The 22,363-nt window shown below is 47.7% G+C and carries 18 protein-coding genes; 12 read left to right on the forward strand and 6 right to left on the reverse strand.

What is annotated here, in order from left to right; genetic code table 11:
* Positions 1 to 109 precede the first annotated feature (109 nt).
* Complete coding sequence (locus tag CXK86_RS01170; RefSeq protein ID WP_101313338.1) at positions 110 to 1,081, forward strand: Gfo/Idh/MocA family protein; 972 nt, start codon at positions 110 to 112, stop codon at positions 1,079 to 1,081.
* A 178-nt stretch (positions 1,082 to 1,259) separates the two neighbouring features.
* On the opposite strand, the gene CXK86_RS01175 is transcribed toward CXK86_RS01170, so the two are convergent.
* A complete protein-coding gene (locus CXK86_RS01175; RefSeq protein WP_101313339.1) occupies positions 1,260 to 2,978 on the reverse strand; it encodes a methyl-accepting chemotaxis protein in 1,719 nt (572 codons plus the stop codon).
* Between the two features lie 294 nt (positions 2,979 to 3,272).
* On the opposite strand from CXK86_RS01175, the gene CXK86_RS01180 reads away from it, so the two are divergent.
* The 8 genes from CXK86_RS01180 to CXK86_RS01215 all read left to right on the forward strand — a co-directional run bounded on the left by CXK86_RS01180 (position 3,273) and on the right by CXK86_RS01215 (position 13,273).
* A complete protein-coding gene (locus CXK86_RS01180; RefSeq protein WP_047844222.1) occupies positions 3,273 to 3,959 on the forward strand; it encodes an HAD family hydrolase in 687 nt (228 codons plus the stop codon).
* Between the two features lie 205 nt (positions 3,960 to 4,164).
* Positions 4,165 to 5,055 carry a carbohydrate ABC transporter permease gene (locus CXK86_RS01185; RefSeq protein WP_017689516.1) on the forward strand — a complete coding sequence of 297 codons (891 nt, stop codon included), beginning with the start codon at positions 4,165 to 4,167 and terminating at the stop codon, positions 5,053 to 5,055.
* Positions 5,056 to 5,077: 22 nt separating this feature from the next.
* A complete protein-coding gene (locus CXK86_RS01190; protein WP_101313340.1) occupies positions 5,078 to 5,947 on the forward strand; it encodes a carbohydrate ABC transporter permease in 870 nt (289 codons plus the stop codon).
* 14 nt (positions 5,948 to 5,961) lie between these two features.
* Positions 5,962 to 7,803, forward strand: coding sequence for a sensor histidine kinase (locus CXK86_RS01195; protein WP_257467748.1), 1,842 nt, complete (start codon positions 5,962 to 5,964; stop codon positions 7,801 to 7,803).
* Between the two features lie 11 nt (positions 7,804 to 7,814).
* Positions 7,815 to 9,419 (forward strand): helix-turn-helix domain-containing protein, encoded by a 1,605-nt coding sequence (locus tag CXK86_RS01200; RefSeq protein ID WP_101313342.1) that lies wholly within the window; start codon positions 7,815 to 7,817, stop codon positions 9,417 to 9,419.
* Between the two features lie 133 nt (positions 9,420 to 9,552).
* Positions 9,553 to 10,950 (forward strand): ABC transporter substrate-binding protein, encoded by a 1,398-nt coding sequence (locus CXK86_RS01205; protein ID WP_036669932.1) that lies wholly within the window; start codon positions 9,553 to 9,555, stop codon positions 10,948 to 10,950.
* Positions 10,951 to 11,018: 68 nt separating this feature from the next.
* Complete coding sequence (locus tag CXK86_RS01210; RefSeq protein ID WP_101313343.1) at positions 11,019 to 11,354, forward strand: cupin domain-containing protein; 336 nt, start codon at positions 11,019 to 11,021, stop codon at positions 11,352 to 11,354.
* Positions 11,351 to 13,273, forward strand: a complete 1,923-nt coding sequence (locus CXK86_RS01215; protein WP_101313344.1) for an alginate lyase family protein — start codon at positions 11,351 to 11,353, stop codon at positions 13,271 to 13,273. The genes CXK86_RS01210 and CXK86_RS01215 overlap by 4 nt, the downstream gene beginning before the upstream one ends.
* A gap of 62 nt (positions 13,274 to 13,335) precedes the next feature.
* On the opposite strand, the gene CXK86_RS01220 is transcribed toward CXK86_RS01215, so the two are convergent.
* Genes CXK86_RS01220 through CXK86_RS01240 form a run of 5 tightly spaced genes read right to left on the reverse strand, consistent with a single transcriptional unit; the run spans position 13,336 to position 19,698 of the window.
* Complete coding sequence (locus CXK86_RS01220) at positions 13,336 to 14,514, reverse strand: YheC/YheD family endospore coat-associated protein (RefSeq protein WP_101313345.1); 1,179 nt, start codon at positions 14,512 to 14,514, stop codon at positions 13,336 to 13,338.
* 35 nt (positions 14,515 to 14,549) lie between these two features.
* Positions 14,550 to 15,656 (reverse strand): YheC/YheD family endospore coat-associated protein, encoded by a 1,107-nt coding sequence (locus CXK86_RS01225; RefSeq protein ID WP_036609870.1) that lies wholly within the window; start codon positions 15,654 to 15,656, stop codon positions 14,550 to 14,552.
* Complete coding sequence (locus CXK86_RS01230) at positions 15,656 to 17,029, reverse strand: YheC/YheD family endospore coat-associated protein (RefSeq protein WP_036609869.1); 1,374 nt, start codon at positions 17,027 to 17,029, stop codon at positions 15,656 to 15,658. Before CXK86_RS01230 ends, CXK86_RS01225 begins: the two co-directional genes overlap by 1 nt.
* Before the next feature lie 60 nt (positions 17,030 to 17,089).
* Positions 17,090 to 18,280: a YheC/YheD family endospore coat-associated protein gene (locus CXK86_RS01235; RefSeq protein ID WP_101313346.1), complete on the reverse strand. Its 1,191-nt coding sequence runs from the start codon at positions 18,278 to 18,280 to the stop codon at positions 17,090 to 17,092.
* A gap of 50 nt (positions 18,281 to 18,330) precedes the next feature.
* Complete coding sequence (locus CXK86_RS01240; RefSeq protein WP_076318368.1) at positions 18,331 to 19,698, reverse strand: YheC/YheD family endospore coat-associated protein; 1,368 nt, start codon at positions 19,696 to 19,698, stop codon at positions 18,331 to 18,333.
* A 237-nt stretch (positions 19,699 to 19,935) separates the two neighbouring features.
* On the opposite strand from CXK86_RS01240, the gene CXK86_RS01245 reads away from it, so the two are divergent.
* From CXK86_RS01245 to CXK86_RS01255, 3 genes are all read left to right on the forward strand, one after another.
* Complete coding sequence (locus CXK86_RS01245) at positions 19,936 to 20,283, forward strand: YlbF/YmcA family competence regulator (RefSeq protein ID WP_036609862.1); 348 nt, start codon at positions 19,936 to 19,938, stop codon at positions 20,281 to 20,283.
* A gap of 196 nt (positions 20,284 to 20,479) precedes the next feature.
* Positions 20,480 to 20,764, forward strand: a complete 285-nt coding sequence (locus CXK86_RS01250) for a hypothetical protein (RefSeq protein WP_085981456.1) — start codon at positions 20,480 to 20,482, stop codon at positions 20,762 to 20,764.
* 212 nt (positions 20,765 to 20,976) lie between these two features.
* Positions 20,977 to 22,311, forward strand: coding sequence for a DRTGG domain-containing protein (locus tag CXK86_RS01255; protein WP_036609860.1), 1,335 nt, complete (start codon positions 20,977 to 20,979; stop codon positions 22,309 to 22,311).
* The last annotated feature ends 52 nt before the right edge of the window (positions 22,312 to 22,363 follow it).

The following is a 22,363-nucleotide window of genomic DNA, read 5'->3' on the forward strand; positions in this document are numbered from 1 at the left end:
CTCTAATAGCCACTTGAAAGCTAGAGGTTTATTTTTTTTTCGTATCAATGCATCGCATTCGCAATTCTTTGCTTTCTGCTATACTGGAAAGGAATTGGGAGGGGATGGAATGACAGTCATCAAGATGGCTCTGATTGGGCTGGGTAAAATGGGATTACATATGGTTCATCTAATCGAGAATACAAAGATGGACACGGAGATTGAGATTGTAGCGGTGTGTGATGCGAATGAGGAAGGTTTGGCGTCTTTTGCAGCTTCTCATCGGGGAGTTAGGACGTATACGGACTACAAGCAATTGATGAATGAACATCAGATTGATCTGCTGTATATTGCAGTTCCGCCGAAATTTCATTATCCGATTGTCATGGAAGCACTGGAGCGCAAAATTCATGTGTTCTGTGAGAAACCGCTTGCCAATAGTGTAGAAGAAGCCAAAAAGATGCTGGAGGCAGCAGAGCAGGCGGGCGTTGTTCATGCCATCCACTTCTCGATGCCGCATGAACCTTCCGTGCTGAAGTTGCAAGAGATGATTGAGCAGGGTACTGTGGGGGCAATTCGCAAAATAGATCTCATTTTGCAATTCCCGCAGTGGCCACGATCATGGCAACAGAATGCATGGATTACGAGCCGGGAACAGGGTGGATTTATTCTCGAAGTGGGGATTCACTGGATTCATATGATTCAAAAGGTGTTTGGTGCCATCCGGGTTGTTAGCACTCAGGTTCAATATCCTGAGAATGGTGACTGTGAACTAGAAGTACAGGCTGCAATGGAACTGGAAGACGGAACGCGAATTCAGCTAAATGGCATCTCTCAATTTGCGGGGGAAGAACGTGTATCCATGGTGGTGTACGGCACAGAAGGCACGATTGCCTTGGAAAATTGGGAAGAATTGAAGACGGGTCTGGTGGGGCAGCCACTGTCTCCAGTAGAAGTGCTTGAATCCGGCAGTGAATTGCCGGTTCTTAAACATGTCATTGCCCGTATACAGGGCAAACCAGCTAAGATATATGATTTTAACGATGGGTATCAGGCACAATTGATACTTGAAGCGCTACGGAACACGGAACAATCGAGATAAGAAAAGGAGTGCTTAGGTTTTTTCATATGAGGTGCCCGGTGCACCTTTTCCTGATCCAGCTCTCCTTAACACAAAGAAGCATCGCAGTGGCCCAGGTGTGCCTGTCTGCGATGCTTCTTTCCTTTGTTTTAGCGCAGGATAGAGCTATATAGACATTCTATCGGTATGTTGAATCAGGTCACGCCAGCTTGAATTGCTTAACCAGCTGATCAAGTGCATCAGACATTTCATTCAACTGCTTGGACGTGTCAGACATTTCCTGCAGAGAAGCAAGTTGTTCCTCCGTCATCGCAGATACTTCTTCCGTGGCTGATGCAGTATCTTCCACAACAGCCGATACTTCATTAATGGACTTCATCACAGCCTCACTACCGGAAGTTAACTCCTCGACAACAGCAGATACCTCCAGAACTTCACCACTGAGGTTATGAATATGCTGAGTAATGGTTGAAAAAGCATTACCTGCATCCTCAATGGTCCGCAACCCTTCATTCACATGTAGAGTGCTCTCATCAACCACCTGCACCGTACTTTGAACACCTGCAACCACGGTTTCCAATATACTTGTAATCTCTTTCGCTGATGTTGCACTTTGGTCTGCAAGATTACGGATTTCCGCGGCAACGACAGCGAAGCCACGTCCATTATCCCCAGCGCGGGCAGCTTCGATTCCGGCGTTAAGTGCAAGCAGATTGGTTTGTCTCGCAATACCCGACATTGAATCTGCAATGTTGATCACTTGATCAGACATCTTCGAAATTTCATTAATGGCTTCCTGTACAGAGAGGAAGGATTGCTCAATGGAACTCATTTTACCTACAGCATTATCAATGCGCTGTTGCCCATCCACGGCAATGGATTCGGTACGAACTGCACGGCCTGCCACGTCACTTGCCGAGGAGGCGACACGATTAAGCCCGTTGAGGGATTGCTGCATCGCAGCTACCATGGTTTGCGTAAGAGCAACCTGTTCATCAGCGCCTTCAGCGACACGTTCCATGGCTGTGGCAACTTCTTTTCCTGCAAGATGGCTATCGGCAACCCCTTTATCCAATCGATCCGAAGCTGTGCTCAGAATCATGGCATTGCTCTGAACGTCCAGCATCATTTGCTGCAAACCAGTGAGCATTGTATTGGCTGCCTCCGCGAGTTCACGAGTTTCGTCTTTCATTGGCGTAGCGATTCTCAGTGTCAGGTCACCATTGGAAGAACCGATGTCATTTAATGCCTGCTTTACGGTACGAATGTTTCTAACAATGGCACGTGACAGGACCAAAGCAGTGATGAACGAGATAATGGCGACAACGATAAGTGCCCCATACAGTTCCAAGTTCAGAATTGTGTTTTTTTGCTTCAGCGCTTCTGTACGGTTATCGGTTAACGTATGCTCGTTGGTTCGAAACGTATCGAGAGCAGTCCGAATCTGGTCCATGTCTCTTTTACCTGGATCATCTGCGAAAAAATCTCGAATGGCCTGTGTATTATTGGCTTGGCGAAGGGCGACCATAGGTTCACCAGCGACCTGGACCCAGTTCTCCATATTAGTATGTATGTCTTCCAAAAGTGCAAGTTGAGCCGGATTATCCGAAATTAAAGCAGCAAGTTCATCTCTGAGTGTAATAAGTTGCGCTTTTCCTTGGGTGTAGGGATCGAGATAATTGTCCTGACCCGTGATGATGTAACCGCGTTGACCTGTTTCCATATCTACCATGTTTCTTTCGAGTTCATAGGTGAGGGCATGTACCCTCATATCGTGATCGACCAGAAAATCCAGTTCCCGTTGGAGCTGACTTGTGCTGTTCTGAATCAGCAGGATGCAACCAGCCAGTACAGCCAGTACGAGTAAATATCCTAATCCGATCTTATAAAAAATCTTAAAGGTCTTTCGCTTTTTCATGTTTGTTATTCCTCTCTATGGGGTATATGTAGTTGTCGAAAAAACCGAAAATTTGATAATTGTAGGTCTTTAGATTAGGTGTCTAAAGCACTATTTTTTAGTATTATACGAAAAGATACTTCTTTTGTATATAGTTTGTTTAACTATAATATAATGTTTGGTTAATGCTGTATAAGGTTGGGGTTGATGATGTTTTACAATCGTTGGTTTACACGTTCAAACGTTATGTTTATCATGGGAAGGGAACGATTCCAATTACATATACAATATCCCAATCCGAAAGGAACATTGGACATGAATAAAGAGAAGGTATTGCTCAAACCGGAAGCGATGATTTTTGACATGGATGGTACGCTGTTCCAGACAGAGACCCTGTTGTTGCCAGCTTACCAGCAACTATTTGATACATTGCGTGCCGAAGGGCATTTTGAAGGAGAAACTCCACCCGAGGAACGGATGCTGGGAAGTTTGGGCATGTTGCTCGAAGATATATGGAAAGTGGTTATGCCTGAGGCGTCAGAAGCGGCACATCGCCGTGCAGACGAACTGTTGCTTCAACTGGAGATTGAGGGGCTTGATCAAGGAAGTTCTCAATTGTATCCTGGGGTGAAAGAAACGCTGCAAGCATTAAAACAACAAGGAGTGCGTCTTTTTGTCGCAAGTAACGGGCTGGAGGACTATGTGAAGGGTGTGGCGTTTGCACACGAGATTATGCCTTTCTTTGAAGGGGTATACAGTGCAGGCCAGTACAAGACTCCTTCCAAGATTAATCTGGTGCAGATCCTGCTTGAGAAACATCGTATTCAGGACGCATGGATGGTGGGGGATCGCTCTTCTGATGTGGAAGCGGGTAAAATGAACGGTCAGGCGGTCATCGGCTGTGCCTATGCCGGGTTTGGTCGTGATGAGGAGCTTGCAGGCTCAGATGTGCTCATCTCTGATTTTACAGAACTGCTGCGTCTGTATGATGAAGCAGAGTAGCCTCTACGCCGTATACGTATCCTGAGATTTAAGATTACGAACCACATGATATGAACCTGTAGACTCAACGGAAATTCGTTGAATACAGGTTTTTTTGTATGATCATGCAGTCACATTCTCCCCTGTAGAAAGTTGATTTCCCTATCCCGCTTTCCTCCATATTCCCTCTATACTTCATTCAAAAGCTATAGGGGGTCCGATTCTGGTGAAACCATCCAAAATACATGCCTATATGTTCATCTTTCCAAGTCTTTTTTTAACTGTTGTATTCGGGATCTATCCGCTGTTATGGGCGCTGCGTTACATGTTCTATGATTATCAAGGCATCGGGACGCCTGTCTTCATCGGACTTGATAATTTTGGACGAATTTTGCGTGACGGCCAATTCTGGGATTCAGTAGGCAACACGGGTGTGTATGCCCTGGGCAAACTCGTCGTTACGATTCCACTGTCGTTAACTTTGGCGATTATTCTGAATCGCAAATGGAGAGGGCGATCCCTCTTTAGGGCGATCTATTATCTTCCCACTATTTTTAGCGCTTCGGTCATGGCGATTGTATTTTTTATTATTTTCAACTCCTATAACGGAATATTGAACCAATTACTGCTTAAGTATCATGTGATCTCCGAACCGATCGGCTGGCTGGGAGCTGAGCATGCTATGCTGACGACCATTATCATTGCCATCTGGGGTGCTGTGGGCAACTATATGTTGTTGTTCATTGCGGGTCTTCAGAGCATTCCTGAAGAGCTATATGAGGCGGCATCGCTGGATGGAGCAAGTGAGTTTCAGAAACTGCGGAATGTAACGATTCCGTTGCTGGGTCCTGTCTTGCAGATGATTATCATGCTGGCGATTACCACGGCGCTGAAAGGATACGAGAGTATTATGGTGCTTACCGAAGGGGGGCCGTATGGCAAAACAGAGGTGATGTATCTGTATTTGTTCAAACTGTTATTTCCCGTGTCGGCTGACACACAATCACTCCAACAGCTCGGTTATGGTAGTGCAGTCGGTTTCACAACGGCTCTCATCGTAGGGGCTGTGACGCTCATTTACTTCCGGATATCCAAAAAGCTCAATGATGTCTATTAATCCCATTCAGGAGGAAACGATGATGACTCAAAACGTACTTGCGCCCTCAGGGTCTCCCCAACTCATTCGCTGGACCAAACGAACGGTACTTTGGTTGTTTTTGATCGCAATCGCTCTGCTGTCGTTGTTCCCCATCATACTTGTATTGCTCGGTTCCTTCAAAACAAACCAGGAATTGACCGGAGGGGCTACCATCTGGCCGAAGATTTGGCAGTTCTCCAACTATGCTCAGGCTTGGAAAAGCGCCAATTTTTCGGGTTTTACGATGAACAGCGTGTTTGTTAGCATCAGTACAACAGTTGGCACGTTGCTGGTAGCTTCGATGTCAGCCTACGCTGTGGATCGAGTGAATTTCAAAGGGAAAAAGGGATACACCCTGCTCATGGCATCTACTCTGTTTATTTCCATAGGCGCGGTTGTGCTGCGTCCGCAATTTGACCTCATGGTTAAGCTGGGGCTGAATACCACGTTGTGGGGCGTTATTATTATACTGATCAGCGCACACGCTGCCACATACTTTATTCTCATTGGTTTCTTCAAGAGCATCCCGCGCGAACTGGATGAAGCGGCGATGATTGATGGCTGTAATTTCTTCACCATATACTGGCGAATTATTCTTCCGCTCCTGCGCCCCGGACTCGCCGTTGCAGGTCTGGGTGTATTCCAGAGTTCATGGAATGAATATATTCTTCCTTTTGTGTTCACCATGAGCAATCCGGACTTGCAGACTTTGCCGGTTGGGCTGGCTAATCTGCGATATGGCATCGGAGCTGCGGCTGAGGTCCAACTGATGATGGCCGGAGCCTGTCTGTCCATTTTGCCGCTGCTCATCGTTTATATTTTTGCCAACAAATCATTCATGCAAGTGACCTTGGGAGCTGTGAAAGGATAGGCGTGAGCACAATCATGGAAACGGTTTTACGGGTTATTCCACTGTGCTATACTCATTTTAATTCACAGCGGACGGGCCAAGCCGTGTTCAAGGAGCGAGCGCCGATGATATTCGACTTTTATAAAATGTCCCTGAAAAAAAGAATACAGCTGCTGTACATTTTTCTCGTTGTTTTATGCATCAGTGTGACCGGGGTATGCTCTTATCTCTTTGCTGCACGAAGCATTGAGCAGAATGCACTTGAACTGAAACAAAGCATTCTGAACAAATCAGTGCAGGTTATGGATGAACATCTGAGGCATATTGTTGTATCCTCTTTTTCTTTTATGCTCAATGAAACGTTCACCCAGGTCATGAAGGACGTGGGAAAAAATAACACATCTCATTATTATCAGAATCTCTCGCTGCTGCAAACATCGTTTGCTCAATTGAAGCTCGTAGAGCCACTGATTGATACCGCATATCTGACAACACCCATCGGTGATTTTTTCTCGACCAAAGATTTTCCGAATCACAATAACTCATTCAACAAGGAATACGGACGCTACGTGAAGCTGCAAGGCTGGAATACGATGTGGTTTGGTTCACATCAGAGTCAGTTATTCCAATCCCAAGGAAATGTGTTATCTCTGTTGCTCAAACCTATTGTGATCGATAATCATACCTATTCGAATGTATATATGGTCGTCAATATGAAGGAAGAGGCGATGCGAGACATTCTGACGCAGGATCTCATGAATAACCAGATTCAACTGTTTTTGCTGCACAAAAACGGAAATGAAGTCATTCAGCCCAGGTCCCGAAATTACGATTTCATTATGGAGCCTGACTTTACCCAACAGTTTAGCCGTGGCGATGCTGGGGATTTTACCTACAGGAACGATCAGGGGGAGGACATGCTTGTTAATTATTCGGCATTGTCGATGAACGAGGATTGGGTCATGGTAAGTGTACAGTCCAAGGCTGACTTGTTGTCCCCCCTCCAAAAGATACGCTGGCTGATCATCCTGATCATGTTGTTTTGCATTTTGCTCGCACTCGGGTTGTCCAAGCTGCTGGCCTCCGCTCTGTTGAAGCCACTGAACAAACTGCGACGCCTGATGGTTGAGGTGGAGTCCAATGATCTGGATGTGCGGTTTCGCAGCAAGTATGACGATGAAGTCAGCGCTGTAGGGCATCGTTTCAATCGGATGTTGGACCAGATTCAGATTCTGTTTGAAGAAGTACGGACAACGGAGCAAGACAAACGGCGGTTTGAAGTTAAGGCGCTTCAGGCGCAGGTTGATCCTCATTTCCTCTACAATACCCTTAATACGATGTTCTGGAAGAGTGAGAGCGGAGAGAAGAAGGATGTAAGTGAGATGATCGTCTCCTTATCCTTGTTATTCCGTCTGGGACTGAATGATGGGAAAGACATCACCAGTGTGGAGCAGGAGATCAAACATGTCGAACAATACATGCAGCTTCAGCAAAAATGTTACGAGGATCTGTTCGTTTATCGGATTGAGGTGGGGGACCCCTCTTGTTACGCTGTTGATATTTTAAAAATATTACTCCAGCCCTTGGTGGAGAATTCCATCCTGCATGGATTCAAGGACAAAGAAGATTTGGGTGTTATCCTGATCCGCATTGATCGTCAGGGTGACACACTACGGCTGGAGGTGGCTGACAATGGATGTGGTATGGATGTAGCCAGCATCTATGCTGAGGATGTTCCTGACGGGGGACGCAAAGGTTATGCCCTATCCAATCTCCATGGCAGATTAAGCCTGCACTATGGGGATGTGGCCTCAATTGTATTTCATAGCAGTACAGATGTGGGAACAACGGTTGTTATCACGATTCCGATCACCTGAGGAGGGGCAGTATGGGCCAATTGACGATGTGTGTTATGGATGATATCCAGGCAGTTGTAAAGGGCATATCTTCAACTATTCCGTGGGAAGATCATCAGGTTCGAATTGTAGGCACGGCGGGCAATGGAGAGCGCGGTTGGTCCTTGTTGCTGGAGCAGCAACCCGACATCGTGATTAGTGATATCAGGATGCCCAAGCTGAGCGGGCTGGAGCTAATGAAGCGGGCATTGGATGCCGGACTGCGAGCCAAATTTATTTTCATCAGTGGTTATTCGGATTTCCAATATGCACAGGAGGCCATCAAGCTGGGTGCATCCGATTATTTACTCAAACCGTTTACCCCTGAAGAAATACTCGGTGCGGTGTTGAAGGTAAGACAGGTGATTAAGGAAGAACAGGCACAGTGCAAACAGTTGGAACAGTTGGAGCAGAAGGTGGAGAGCAGCAGCCAGTACGAGCGTCACAGCTATCTACTGGGCTTGTTGCGTCATGAAATCGGGGGATTCCTGAATGAAAGTCGCTGGAACGAACTGCATATTGATCTCGATTCCTCCAATCTTCTCGTCATGGTTATCGAGGTGGATGGTTATACGCGATATGGATACACGATGCATCTGGATGCCGAAATCGTTCCTTTTGCGGTTCGAAATATTGTTGGAGAAACCATAAACCGCTATACCAAAGGCGTTGTTTTACGGGAAAACCGATACCGGCTCGCAGCCATATTGAACACACCAAGCCAGATCGATGTCTCCGAGCTACTGGAGCAATGCCGCCAAAATGTGGAGCGATTCAGCAAAAAAACAGTCTCGATTGGTGTTGGTACGATTGCCCACAGACCACAAGAAATCTGGACGTCCTACGCACATGCAGATCAGGCGATATCCTATCGTTTTTACAGAGAAGGAAATTGCATCCTCCAGTATACTGAACTGGAAAATCAGGCCTGTGTGGCTCCGATATATCCTCTGGAGAAGGAGAAAGAGCTCTTTTATGCACTGAAATGTGGTAATGAGAGCACCTGTCACCGCATCATTGATGAAATTCTCGAAGAATGGCAGGTTTCCGAAGGTTTTCCCGAGCCACTCACGATGATTCGTTTGCTGTCTGGACTTGCTTTTGCCATCTACCGTGCCTTTTGTGATGAGATTACAGCAGAGGAACGCTTGCGTCTGGAGGCCGACCTGACAGTGCTTGAGGCGATGCGTTCCTTGACGTTTGAGGGCTGGAGGGGATATATCAAACATTTTAGCAGTATGGGTTGCGAGATTATGGACAAAAAACGACTCACTGATGTCAAACAGGCGATTAGCAAGGCACAGGAATATATCAGTTTGAATCTTGCAGAAAATCTGACGTTGCATGTCTGTGCCCAATCCGTACATTTAAGTCCGAGTTACTTTGCCAATGCCTTCAAAAAGGAAACGGGCATAACGCCGATTCAATATATTACTAAGATGAGGATGGAAAAGGCCAAAGAATTGCTGGTTGCAGGTGTACAGGTGCAAGAGATCTGCCAGAGGCTGGGTTATGAGGACAGGCCTTATTTCAGCGGTTTGTTCAAGAAATATTGCGGCATGACGCCAACCTGTTTCCGGCAAATGTATGAGAACTGAAACCGATACGGATCGTCATTTTTCCCACCATGCAAAGTCAGAATGTCCCTCACCTCCATGAAAGCGTAGCGATTATCATTACGTTAACGGATAACCAAACGGGTTGTCCAGACAAGCATAAGGGGGCATATCAATGGTTAAAAAGTGGATGGTGACTACGCTAAGTGCATTGCTGGCGCTAAGTTTGGCAGGTTGTTCTGCTGACAGTGGTACTTCGGCAAATAGCGAATCGGGGACCAGCGGGGAGAATGCCGGAGGGAAAACCAAAATCATATATTGGACACCGGACCGCCATGATGCTGATTTTATGAAATCCAAGATCGATGAGTTCAACCGGACGAACAAGGACAACATTGAAGTGGAGATGACCGTGATGGGGGACAACTATCCACAGGCGGTCGATATTGCTTTTGCCAGTAAGCAGGCACCCGATGTGCTGCAAGTTAATGATTTTCAGACGTATTATCAGAAGGGGTATCTCGCCCCGATCGATGGATACATGAGTGATGAGATGAAGGCCGTATTTAAAGACAGCTTGATTGAAAATAAAAACACGATTGATGGAAAAATATATTCCCTCCCCAATACAGGGCAGGTCTGGCGGCTTGTGTATAACAAAGATATTTTCAAAAAGGCAGGGATCGAGAGTCCGCCAAAAACGTTGGCTGAGATGGTTGCGGATGCCAAAAAAATTACCGAAGTTGGTAAAAGTGAAGGCATCTATGGCTTTGCCAGCCCATTCAAGAGCAGCAGCGGCTTCTGGAGAGCAGCCAATACGATTGCAGGTGCGAGCAATAATGTTGGTATTGATGGTTACAACTACAAGACTGGTCAATTTGATTTTGGGATGTACAAGGATATCGCAATGGCGCTTCGTCAGATGAATCAGGATGGCAGCATGCTGCCAGGGGTTGAAAGTCTGGACATCGATCCACTCAGAGCCCAGTTTGCTCAAGGCAAAATCGGAATGTACATTAACCACTCCGGTGAACCAGGTGTATATAAAGATCAGTTTCCTACAAAAGAAAATTGGGCAGCCGCTCCTGTACCAACTAATGATGGAACGATCAAGGGCGCTTCACAAGTCATCGGGGGCTCCTACATCGGCATCAATGCAGATTCTGCCAACAAGGAAGCGGCATGGAAGTTTATGGAGTATGTGTACAGCACAGATCTTCAGAGTGAGTATTACGAAAAAGGATACGGAATCTCACTGATTCCTGCTGTATTAAGCTCTGACAAAAAACCAAGCATTCCGGGCATTGAAGGTTTCCTGCCCAAACGTTATGATGCCATTTTCCCGGCAAATCCAAGTGTGGTAACTGAGAGTTCACTGGAAGGCACCAAATGGAGTGAGGCTTTTTCAATCTTTGTATTCACGGGTGGCGATCTCGATGCTGTGATCAAGGACTTGGATACAAGATACAATGCAGCTCTGGAGAAAACCAAAGCAGCAGGACTGACCAACATAACTGCTGATCCTTCGTTTGATTCTTCCAAACTTCAGGGTAAATTGTCCACAGAAGACTAATAAACGTTCATAGCGGCCGTGGTTTAACTACTTCGGTCGCTTATTCACAAGGAAAGGGGAAAAGCAAAATGATTATTAATCATGCGTCTATCGATGCACATATCGTGAACGAAACGAGTTCCCGCAAGATCTTGGGTATGGGCGGTACATTAATGATGGTGGAGGTTACCTTTGCTAAAGGTGGTATTGGAGAAGTTCACTCCCATGATGCGCACGAGCAGGTCAGTTATATCGTCAAAGGCAGCTTTGAGGTACAGGTCGGTGAAGAAACTTGCATCTTAAAAGCAGGCGACAGCTTTTATGCCGGTTTTAACGTCCCGCATGGGGTTAAGGCACTGGAGGACTCCGTCATTCTGGATGTGTTTACCCCGTTCCGTCAGGATTTTCTTGAGGCGTCCCAATGAGCGATTTTTACCTTTCGGCAACAGACCTGCAACGGGCTGCCCAATATTATGAAAAACATTTTCCGGAAGAAGCCCGAAATTCGCTCACGATTGCCAATCGTGCCATCCTGAATGAATTTATCGTTCCTTATACCAACGATCTGAATCGCTGGATTCCGATGGGGACACCCGTGGACTGGCTTCACAACCCGACCAATGATCTGGAGTTCACATGGGGCATCAATCGACACTGGCATATGCTCGATCTGGGCAAGGCGTATCTGATGAAGGGCAATCCGCTATATGTAACAGCATTTATTGACCACTTCCGTAGCTGGAGACAGCAAAACCCGGTACCTGTAAATCTGGTTTACGACGAGGCTGTGTTCTTTCAAAAACCCGGTCCGTGGCGGCTGCTGGAGACGGGACTACGTGTACAGTCCTGGATATCGGCATATAAATATATGGAAGCGAGTTCACTGATAGACGAAGGCTTTCAGGCGGAGTTTCAACAAGGTCTGGACGAGCACGCCGAGTTTTTGACCGGTTACCTCGGCAGCACGAAAATCAATCATGCCATTATGCATATGCAAGGCTTGTTCATGATCGCTACGTTCTACCACCAGCACCCGCGAAGTCCACACTGGCGTCAAGTGGCGATGGAACGTCTTGAGCTGTGTTTGCTGCATCAGTTGGGTGAAGAGGGAATACAGGTTGAACTGACAACACATTACCACAATGCCAGCATCGAAATGTTTGGCACACCTTATCGGTTGGGTGAGATTTCAGGCCATCCTTTCTCGGCATGGTATGCCCGCTGTCTGCGCCAAATGGCTGCATTCACCGAGGCGCTGATCCGACCAGATCATCAGTCTACCGGTATTGGTGATTCGGATTGGGTTGGCGATGGGCGACAACGACTGACCCTGCTTGGCGCGATCCTGGACGATGATGATTTGATGGCTCGCGGAACGGAGAGCTCGGAGTGTCTCTGGTTGTTGGGTGTGGAGAAATATGAGCGATGCCTCAGACTACAGGCTTCTTCTTCTCCGGCGTTGTCGAGCCGGGCTTTTCCGCAGACAGGATATTATGTCATGAGGGACAAGTATCAATATCTTTTTTTTGATGCGGCTGCCATGGGCGGAGCACACGGACATGCGGATGCGCTGAATGTGGAGTGGATGTGGAAGAACCAACTTTTCTTCACGGACACCGGACGTTATACGTATGAAGAAGGGAAATGGCGTCGGTATTTCAAAAGTACGCGGGCGCACAATACCGTCACGGTGGATGGTCTGGATCAGACACCTTATCTCTCCACACAGCAATGGGGTGAACCGGAGGCTCAGGCCACAACGCTACGTTGGGAGAGCAATGACAGCTATCACTTCATTGATGCTTCACAGGATGGATATACACATTTGCCAGATCCAGTTACACATCGTCGGTGGATGCTGGCAGGGGTGGAGATCCCTATACTATTAATTGTGGATTGGCTGGAGGCAGAAGCAGAGCATACTCTGGAGCAACGTTTTCACCTGCATCCGCAAGCGGATATTGCGTTGAGAATGAATGAAGCTGGAGAAATGACGGCGGATATGAGCTATGAGGCATCTTCCATAACGCTGACGATGCAATGGGTTACGGCAGGCATCGGGAAGGGAGCCTTCGCGTTGACGGAGCAGCCCGGCTGGGTATCTGAGGTGTATGGTTCCAAGTCGGAAACATCGGTCATCCAGGGCAAGACTGATTTCTCAGGTAAAGTGGGTATTCTGACGTTGTGCCTGCCCGCGGATCATACAGACCAAGTTACACGTGTAACCACATGCCAACTGGAACCTGACCTGATGAGATTGGCATTATCTTATGTGCAAGGTGAGGAAAAAGGGTATATTGTGATTGACAACGACACGCTGCAATGGTCGAAAGAACAGAAATAAAAACAGTGAAGCAGGAGCAGATGCTCGCACTTGGCGAACATAGACTCCTGCTTTTTCTTCACTCACTTGACTTTCCTTTTTCTTTTTACTCTGGGTGATTTTTGCGTAACGGGCCTGGGAATGGCTGGCTTTCTGGCCGTTCCGGGAGGTCGGTTGCGATATACCCATAAGGCATACTCCAGCGGCTGAGTGATGGCTTTATAATAGATATCCCGCTCCCCGATGCGAGCGAATACTTCACGTGCAGGTTTGGGATTAACTTCAAGCAGGTAGATACGCCCGCTTCTGTCAATCGCCAAATCCAGTGCCAACTCACATAGGTCCCCATACGTATCTTCCAGAAACGAAGCAACATCAATGCCGAATTTCTCTGCAGTTGTGTTAATTTCTGCCCGGAGGTCGTCATCTTCGATCCATTGCTTCATGAGTCGGTCCATCGCTATTGCCTGACCGCCGCCATGCAGATTGGAGGTTACGCTTTTTTCTGCACCCATGCGTCCAGCACATCCAGTAAGCTCCCATTGTCCTTCTCCGTTCTTCTGAACGAGCATGCGATAATCATGCACACGTCCATTCGGAAGCTGAAGTTGAATGCCCTTTTGTACAAGATACTTGTCTTTCATGTTCCAGTGCTGGAGCAACGCGCCAAGTCGTGATAAATGAACTTTACGTGGAGTGATGATACGACGCTTCTGATCCCGCCCTTGAACAAGCACTGTATTAGCCTCGCTACTGCTGCGTTCAATGCGCAGAATACCACGTCCGCCTGTTCCATTAATGGGTTTGAGATAGACCAGAGAAGAAACTTTAAGCATCCGGTTTACATCGGACATATCTTGAAATAGAGCGGTTTCCGGCAGGTGTTCACGAAAGTTGGCTTTTTGCAAAAGGGTCTGGTGGATGGTCCATTTATTGCGCAGTGGCCTGTTCAGAAAGAGCAGATGCCCATATTTCTCACGAAAAGCAAGCAATTGCTGGAACCTTCGGTTACGCTGAATCCGGCAACGATCAAAGATCAGGTCCGGGAATGATCGCCACTCCCTGGACCAGCCTTTTCCTTCATGAAAAACCATGGCTTCAATTTGTTTGCCGCCGGGGTGTACGTCGGCTGGTGTGAATACATAGATATCGAGTCCCCGCTTGCGCCCTTCAAGAATCATTCTGCGATAAACGCTTCGTTCTTCAAGAGCGCGATGTTCATTTAAGTACAACGTCATAATGCCCAGAACAGGTGAGGACACAAACAATCACCTTCTTTTTGCAGTATTCCTGTCTATCATCGTTTGGACTGACGGGCAAGATAAGCGCTGTAGTGAAATATACGTTCCAATGACCGCCGTCTGATCTGTGGTTCATCAAACTTCATGGGCTTTGCATTGGCTTCGAAGAACCAGAGTTCCCCCAGGTCATCAATGCCCAGATCCATGGACATTTCTCCGAGCGTGTAACCTGATCCCCGTTCTACCTGTCTTGCGATCATTAATGAAGTGGATTTCACACGTTTCATCAGGGTTGTTGACATTTCTTCGCCAAAAAGCTCGGTCAGCAGCTTCTCAGGGTCTTCTACGCTCCCGCCGCGCGGCACATGAGTTGTAATGCTACGGGAGCCAGCAAGTCTCGCTCCTACACCGGTTACGCTCCATTGGCCCTTGGTGTTCTTTTGTACAAGAACACGCAAATCGAAGGGGCGTTTACGAGAGGATGCCAGTTCAATGCCTTGTTGCATGATATAGGGCGTATGTCCGGTTTCTTTGCGAATTCGTGCCCATAACTTGGCAAGTGTAGATGCTTTATAGGTCGTGCTTCTACGTGTGGTTTGTATTTTGAGACGATAGGGAAGCCGTTCTTTTTCCTGAAATTTAAGCATCATGATTCCTTTACCAGCTTTGCCGCTCTCGGGCTTAAGGTACAGATAGGGATACGTCCGTAGAACGGCACCCAGAGAAGAAGCACTTCGCATCCGCCGAGTATAAGGGATCAGTTGCTGAGTCGATTTGGATTTCCTGAGCCATTCGAACAGATCCCATTTGTTGAAAAAGAATGGGTTATACAGTTCGATTCCTGATTGCATGCATTCGTCAATTTTACGCTGCACGGAAGGTTTTCCTTCGTCTTCCCGGTTGGGAATACGATTGTACAGAACATGGGGAAGGGGGAAAGGTTGTGAAACCCACTTTCCACTCCCCTTGTTGTACGTATATCCTTTCACGGTGGGGCCACTCACGTTCAGATCCCGTACAGTTACAATGTACACCACGTATCCCATGCTCTCGCCTGTCTGTAAGATATCCTGAAAATTTTGATGATTTCCCCTGAACATACGCTGTTTATCATGCATGGTCAAAACAGCAATGACAGGTTTGAAATCATCATGAAGGGTCATCAAATCTCTTCCTTCTTCCGGAACTTGCTCAAATACAGGCAGTGTTCCAAGATGTGCTCCACCGACGATTTGCCCTCCACCCGGAGTGAAGGGTGACGGAAAATGGAGCGCCCGGGTTTGGCGTTCGCTTCGAACATCCATACATGTTCCTCCTGATCAATGCCCAGATCAAAGCCAATCTCACCAATCAGATGCTGGTGCTGGGTTTCAATCGCCTGGGCCAGTGTAATAGCGACGGATTTGGCATGCTGAAGAACTTCTCCCGCACGATCGCCGAAGTTGCGACTGAGCGCCTGCTCAGGAGTCATTAGGGAGCCGCCATTTTTGATGTGTGTTGTGACGCTGCCACGTCCTGCCTTTTTGGCTCCAATTCCGACAACAACCCATTGATTGTTACCATTTTTGTGCATGTGAAAACGGAAATCAATTGGACATTCATCAATCTCAATTAGGCGTATTCCCTGCTGAACTACATATCCGCGTAGCTGCTTACCATGTCTTCCCTGAAGCATGCGCATCAGACTGTTGAAGGACCCAAAACGCAGGAGTGCATTACCGCCTTTTTTGCGATAACGTGCGAAATATCCACGTTTGGGCGAATAAGTCAGGCGGTAGATCCCGTTCCCCAGACTTCCTGCAGTAGGCTTATAGTAGACGAACTGATGGCGTTCCAACATTTCCTTCATCTGTTCAACAGAAGGATTGGTAATCGATTCAGGGATATACCGTCCTGCTGCCGGCTCGTTCTCCAGCAACGTATAGATATCCGATTTGTTGAAGAAGCTCCAGTTGAAGAACGGAATTTTTCGGCGAACAAATCGTTCCCGCAGCTGGTTGATGGCTGGTGAGAAGTCTGAACGACGGCTTGGTAACCGGTTGTAGACAACATCGGGCAGAGGTACCGTTCTGCGGGTAAAGCTTCCGTTATCATTCAGGAAAAAACCCGATACCGTCTCGTTCTGCCAATTGATATCCCGGGGAGTAAATGCGTAAATGTAGGATTTACGGCTGCCTTCACGGAGTAACTGTTTGATGAAACCAGTACGGGAACCGAATGGATTCGTGCTCGTCGCAGGCCCATCAGAGAGTACGCCGATCAGTGGACCTAACTGGACCTCATCATTTTGCAAATTCCGGAGATAAATACTGCCCCGTTTGGGAACGTTCATCATATTACGGATACCTGAAGCGAGATACAGATGTTTACCTGCTTTTTTGATTGGTTTGATCGTTGCAGGTACCCGGTCACGCCCGAAGCGAAGGTGCACCGTTTTTTTGCCGGACAGGTTGAGGCTCTTCATTAAAGCGTTGGATACATAAACCACTTTATCCGGTTGCTTGGTGAAATGCAGATTGCAAAAGGTCAAACTCATGATTTATCCTCCTATCCTGAAAAGATCCTTGGGCTCCATGGCAAGCGGGCGCTGCGGGCCTCAGCCGCCGTGAATCGGGATGGGTTTCAGGCCAGCTTTGCTGGATGTATTCGGCAATTTCATTGGACGAAAGACGTCCGTGAGAACATGTTGTTGCAACAGATAACGGGCATAGGCAAGCGGCCGGGTATAAGTCAGGGTATGCATGCGTCGGTCGCCCGCTTCTGCAAATGAGGTGCGGCCTGGTTTGGAGTTGACTTCAATTAGCCAGAGTTGGCCCTCTGCATCTGCTCCGAAATCAAGCCCCAATTCGGCTAACCTGCCAAAACGGCTTTCCAGCAGGGTGGGGATAAGAGTAGCAGTCTGCCGGATGCTCTTCAGCAGAGTTTCCGTCCGGATCGTTCCATATCGCTGGAGCAGATATGCGTGGGCAGGATATGCTTTACCCCCACCGTGAAGATTGGACGTGAGTGAACCTTCGGGTCCTTCCCGTACCATACATCCGGTAAGCGTCCAGCGACCTTGCCCATTCTTTTGCATTAGAGCCCGTATGTCGAATGCTCTTCCATGATGGCTAAGCTCCAGATATGGCTGCACGATCATCTTACGCTCAGCCTGATGTAATGCTAGCCAGGAAGATACAGCCTGGGTATGGTTGAATGTAAGAAAAAAGGGTTCATTGTCCTCGTTACGCCCCTCCACGATCCATGTTGATGGAGTCGTTCCCCGAGACAGGCGAAAGGTATTTTTGCCATGAGTCCCGGATACCGGTTTGAAGAACAGTCCTTTGGGCCAACGGTCCAGCCATGTTTCCCAAGGAATACGCGATCCGATCCGGGTTGTGGGAGCAAGTTGTGACCTCAATTCAGGATTTCGGGACAACACACGATGTACTTCCCATTTTCCTGGAAGGGAAGCAGACCAATAACGGTGTTGATCTGTGCCGTTGGTTGGTATCCATTCCTTAAGCTGTTGTCTGACGTACCTGGAGATAGGGCGAAGACAACGATCCATAATGAGATCGACTGCAGGAACAGGTACCGAATTCCACTTCCCTTGATGATAGACATATCCCCATTGAAGAGGGAGATGGACTGCATCATTTGATATCGGGATCACAATAATCTGAAGGGCGTATTTCATGCTCCCCAAACTGAGACGACGGCAGAAAAGTTCATCCGTAAAGGGAGGTGAGCCTTCGGTTGCACGTACCAGAATGGCCAGTGTCTTGGTCTGAGATGTTGGAAACATTACGCTGCACCTCTCCTCTATCAGATTTGTTTTCCATAGGGAATAACTTTTCAAAAACCCGCCAGGTACGTAGAATATTCGAGCATGGCTTTGACGGAAGGGCGGATCTTGCTCTCACTCAGTGGTGTATTATCATTCTTGGATGGTTTGGAGTTGACTTCGAGCAGCCATACGCGCCCAGTGGTGTCCAAGGCCAGATCAATACCAAGTTCACCAAAATGAGCAGGGATGGCACTCTCGATCCCTTTGGCGATATCCAATGCTGCGGTGTGCAATCCTGCATACGCGGAAGCTTTGGCTGATCCAGTCAACTGTGTTTTGGCAACAGCATCCTTGACGGTGCTGAGACTTCCACCCCGTGCCAGATTGGATACGTAGTGACTCCCGCCCGCAATCCGGGCGACGATGGAGGTTACACTCCATTTACCTGTACGGTTTTTTTGCACGAGCGCACGGAAATCCACGGGTCTGCCACTGTTGTCAATGAGAGTCAGCCCTTGTTGGATCTGATAACGCGTTGTTTTCATTTTCCCAGACATACTGGCATACAGTTTATCCAGAGAAGTATACGTTTGTTTCCGGGTCCCCCCGACGCCAGTCGCCAGAGTCAGGAAGCTTCCGTCAATCTGACGTGAGACCCGGATGATCCCTTTGCCCAAAGAACCGCGGACGGGCTTCAGAAATACAACCGGATGTCGGTTGCACATCGTTTTGAGCATGGCAGACGTCTTGAGCAAATGAGACTCGGGAAGAACTCGTTTAAGCGTTGAAATGGACTTGAGTGCGTCAAACACTTCGTTTTTGTCCAGAAACTTTTCATTGAAGGTTTGCGTGCCGTAGAGCGATTTTACTTCTTTCATAAAATGCTGTACGCTAGGTTTGTTCTCAAGCTTGCGGGACGTTAGCCGGTTATTGACGACGTCTGCTACAGGCAGAACAGTCTTTTTCCAGCCGTCATCATACACCCAGCCTTTCATATAACCCGTTACCGCTCCAATATCCTCCGGTGTGAAAAAGGATACATAGGCGCCTTGCTTACGGCAGGCGTTCACCAGTTCTTGACAGAACATCGTGATGGAGCCAAAGGGCCGATCTGGCTGATCGGGATAATCCTGGCTAACCAGTACACTGATGTAGGGTCCAAGGCGAAGCGTACGGCTGGCTGAACGATAGGATACCCTCAGGACCGAACGTGGAACGAGACCGGTCTTGCTGGCAACTGTCTGATTGATGCGCAGCCCGTCATACCTTGGTACCGGAATAACAGTGACTTCGCGGCGGAAAGAGCCAAATTGCAGCTGAAGCGGCCTTCCTGAAGGGATTTTAAGCGCCTTAAGCACCCCTTCGCCCAGCATGATGACGTCGTCCTGCAGGATGCCCGAGCCGGTAACCTGAATCGTTACTTTTTTAGTGGACATCACGGATCTCCTTCCGGGCGGCAACTTGATGTCTGATCTCGAAGTTGAACGGCATCTGAACATGGCATGTGCTTCATCATATGAGGACATATAACCCTTGGTGATTGACCCATATGGATTAAATGCATTTGATTTCGAGGCAGGTTATGGATGGCCTGTTTCAGATCGCCCTTGTTTGACAGCGAAGAAAAGCGTGTATTAACACGGATGAACAAACCAATCTGAGGAGGAATAATAGTGAACATTTATGACAAAGCCAATGATTTGGCCAAAGCACTGAGAGAAAGCAGCGAGGTGGAAGAGATTACTTCCGCGATGAAGCTGATTGAAGCTGATCCGGATGCAAAAGCAATGCTGGATAACTTCCGTGATCAACAAATGGAATTGCAACAACGTATGATGAGCGGGGATATGCCAGCTCCGGATGAGATGGAGAAAATGGAGAAACTGTTTGAAGTACTGAGCTTGAATCTGAATATCCGTCGCTTGTTTGATGCGGAGCGTCGCCTCAGTGTCATCATTGAAGACGTGAATAAAATTATTGCTGATAGCCTGGGTCATCTGTACGGTGGCGCTGAAGCGTAAAAAGGTAGTTCAAAAAGTCCACTTTTGATTACGAAGGATGCCTAGCTTCATTCCATCTTCTCGGTACTTAAAACTGATCTTTTTGAACACGTACTAAAAGGTTGTCTTGTTTTTTTACCTGAACCTTTCATATTAGCTCCTTATCGTTCATAGACTAGACATATAGAGTCGATCAAGAACGAAGGAGCTGTGAATGGTGAAGAGGTTGAAAAAAGCAAAACATGTAATCTATCTGCTTATTGCGTTGTCAATGCTGGTCATTGCACTGCCGCGGATTTCCTTTGCTGGAGGAATGGACTGGGTTAATATTTTTGGCATCGTATGGGTGCTGTTCTCCTTATTAATCGTTGGTGCACATCTGCATTTTATTCTCGGTGTAGATGAAGAGAAGAAGCGTGCACTGGAAGCCGTTCGCCGGGCGAAGCTGCGGCAGTGGGAGATGAAACTGCTGGACAAGCAGGAGCGGAGCGAGTCTGTATAAGGTACAGAATGAGATCCAACATGGAAGACCGGAATCCCTTGGTACAAAGGGGCCCCGGTCTTTTTTGGTACATACAGAATTAGAGGTTAATGTAATGATTAAATTCAGATGGCGAACTTGCCTGTGAGAATGGGTAGGGGTGGGGTTATTTTCCTAAAGCCGTGTTATAATAGATACAGTATAGTACAGATGCATCTTCGGGGGTGGTACAGTTGGACGGACAGGAAGAGAACGTCACGAAGCATGAACAGTTACTTCAACATATTGAACAACTGAAGGTTGGCAGCAAAATATCAGTACGTGGACTTGCGCGGGAGCTGGGTGTAAGTGAAGGGACAGCATATCGTGCGGTGAAAGAGGCGGAGAACTTCGGGCTGGTCGTGACCAAGGAACGAATTGGAACGGTGCGGATCGAGAAGAGACCTCGGGGCATGTCGGAACAGTTGACCTTTGCTGATGTTGTGACCATTGTTGAGGGCCATGTGCTGGGGGGGAACGAAGGTCTCGCCAAACCGCTGCACAAGTATGTGATTGGTGCGATGAAGGAACAGGCAATGGCCCGTTATATCGACGCTGGGAGTCTGCTGATTGTGGGTAACCGTGAAGATGCTCACTCGCTTGCCCTTGAACAGGGAGCGGGCGTGTTGATTACGGGTGGTTTTGGGACAAGTCGTGAAGTAAGAATTATGGCTGACGAGCTTGGACTACCAATTATTTCATCCAGACATGATACATTCACGGTGGCTTCAATGATTAACCGTGCGATCTTCGACCGGCTGATTAAGAAAAAAATTATGCTTGTTGAGGATATCATTGGTCAGAAACCTCGCTTGCAGGTATTGAAGGTGACCAGTTCAGCCGCAGATTTTCATATGTTGGTTTCAGAGACGGGTGAACATCGCTTTCCAGTCGTGGATGAATGGAACCGGGTCATCGGGATTGTGAGTCTGAAGGATGTCAGTGAGCTGAAAGAAGATCAAAGTATTGAGAAATGTGTGATACGCCGCCCGATTACGGCCTCATTGCAGACATCTCTTGCTTCTGCTGCCCAGATTATGACCTGGGAGGGCATCGATTTTCTGCCAATTGTGGATCGGAATCGCAAACTGATTGCGTCCGTCACACGCAAGGAAGTGCTTCAGGCCATGCGGGATGCACAGAAGCAGCCACAACTGGGAGAGACGTTTGATCATCTGATCTGGAACGGGTTTGCCGAGGAGCGTGGTGAACAGAACGAATTGTTATTTCACGGATTCATCATTCCTCAGATGGCAACGGATCTGGGTACGATCTCCGAAGGTGTTCTGTTGAATGTGATGACACAGGCTGGCCGGCGGGCAGCGTGGGATGTTACAGGGAACGACCATGTGGTGGATAATGTAACAACTTATTTTGTTCGACCGGTACAGATTGAGGATCAGATCCTGGTTCGACCGTTAATTCTGGAAACCAGTCGTCGAACGTGCAAAATGGACATTGTGGTTACCCGTGAAGGCAGTGTGGTATGCAAAGCGGTAATGACATTGCAGTCGATTGACCATGCCTAGCAGGGTACGTTGCCTCGGGCATAGACAACAAAGAGAGTACTCCCTGATCAAG

Source organism: Paenibacillus sp. BGI2013 (assembly GCF_002843485.1).
GTDB classification, from domain to species: Bacteria; Bacillota; Bacilli; order Paenibacillales; family Paenibacillaceae; genus Paenibacillus; species Paenibacillus amylolyticus.

Bases quoted from the DNA above. Each gene is read 5' to 3' on its own strand.
- CXK86_RS01170 (WP_101313338.1), top strand. From the start codon at position 110: ATGACAGTCATCAAGATGGCTCTGATTGGGCTGGGTAAAATGGGATTA.
- CXK86_RS01235 (WP_101313346.1), bottom strand. From the start codon at position 18,280: ATGTTTCCAACATCTCAGACCAAGACACTGGCCATTCTGGTACGTGCA.
- CXK86_RS01190 (WP_101313340.1), top strand. From the start codon at position 5,078: ATGACTCAAAACGTACTTGCGCCCTCAGGGTCTCCCCAACTCATTCGC.
- CXK86_RS01215 (WP_101313344.1), top strand. From the start codon at position 11,351: ATGAGCGATTTTTACCTTTCGGCAACAGACCTGCAACGGGCTGCCCAA.
- CXK86_RS01230 (WP_036609869.1), bottom strand. From the start codon at position 17,029: ATGAGTTTGACCTTTTGCAATCTGCATTTCACCAAGCAACCGGATAAA.
- CXK86_RS01240 (WP_076318368.1), bottom strand. From the start codon at position 19,698: ATGTCCACTAAAAAAGTAACGATTCAGGTTACCGGCTCGGGCATCCTG.
- CXK86_RS01175 (WP_101313339.1), bottom strand. From the start codon at position 2,978: ATGAAAAAGCGAAAGACCTTTAAGATTTTTTATAAGATCGGATTAGGA.
- CXK86_RS01205 (WP_036669932.1), top strand. From the start codon at position 9,553: ATGGTTAAAAAGTGGATGGTGACTACGCTAAGTGCATTGCTGGCGCTA.
- CXK86_RS01225 (WP_036609870.1), bottom strand. From the start codon at position 15,656: ATGACCCTTCATGATGATTTCAAACCTGTCATTGCTGTTTTGACCATG.
- CXK86_RS01210 (WP_101313343.1), top strand. From the start codon at position 11,019: ATGATTATTAATCATGCGTCTATCGATGCACATATCGTGAACGAAACG.
- CXK86_RS01195 (WP_257467748.1), top strand. From the start codon at position 5,962: ATGGAAACGGTTTTACGGGTTATTCCACTGTGCTATACTCATTTTAAT.
- CXK86_RS01180 (WP_047844222.1), top strand. From the start codon at position 3,273: ATGAATAAAGAGAAGGTATTGCTCAAACCGGAAGCGATGATTTTTGAC.
- CXK86_RS01200 (WP_101313342.1), top strand. From the start codon at position 7,815: ATGGGCCAATTGACGATGTGTGTTATGGATGATATCCAGGCAGTTGTA.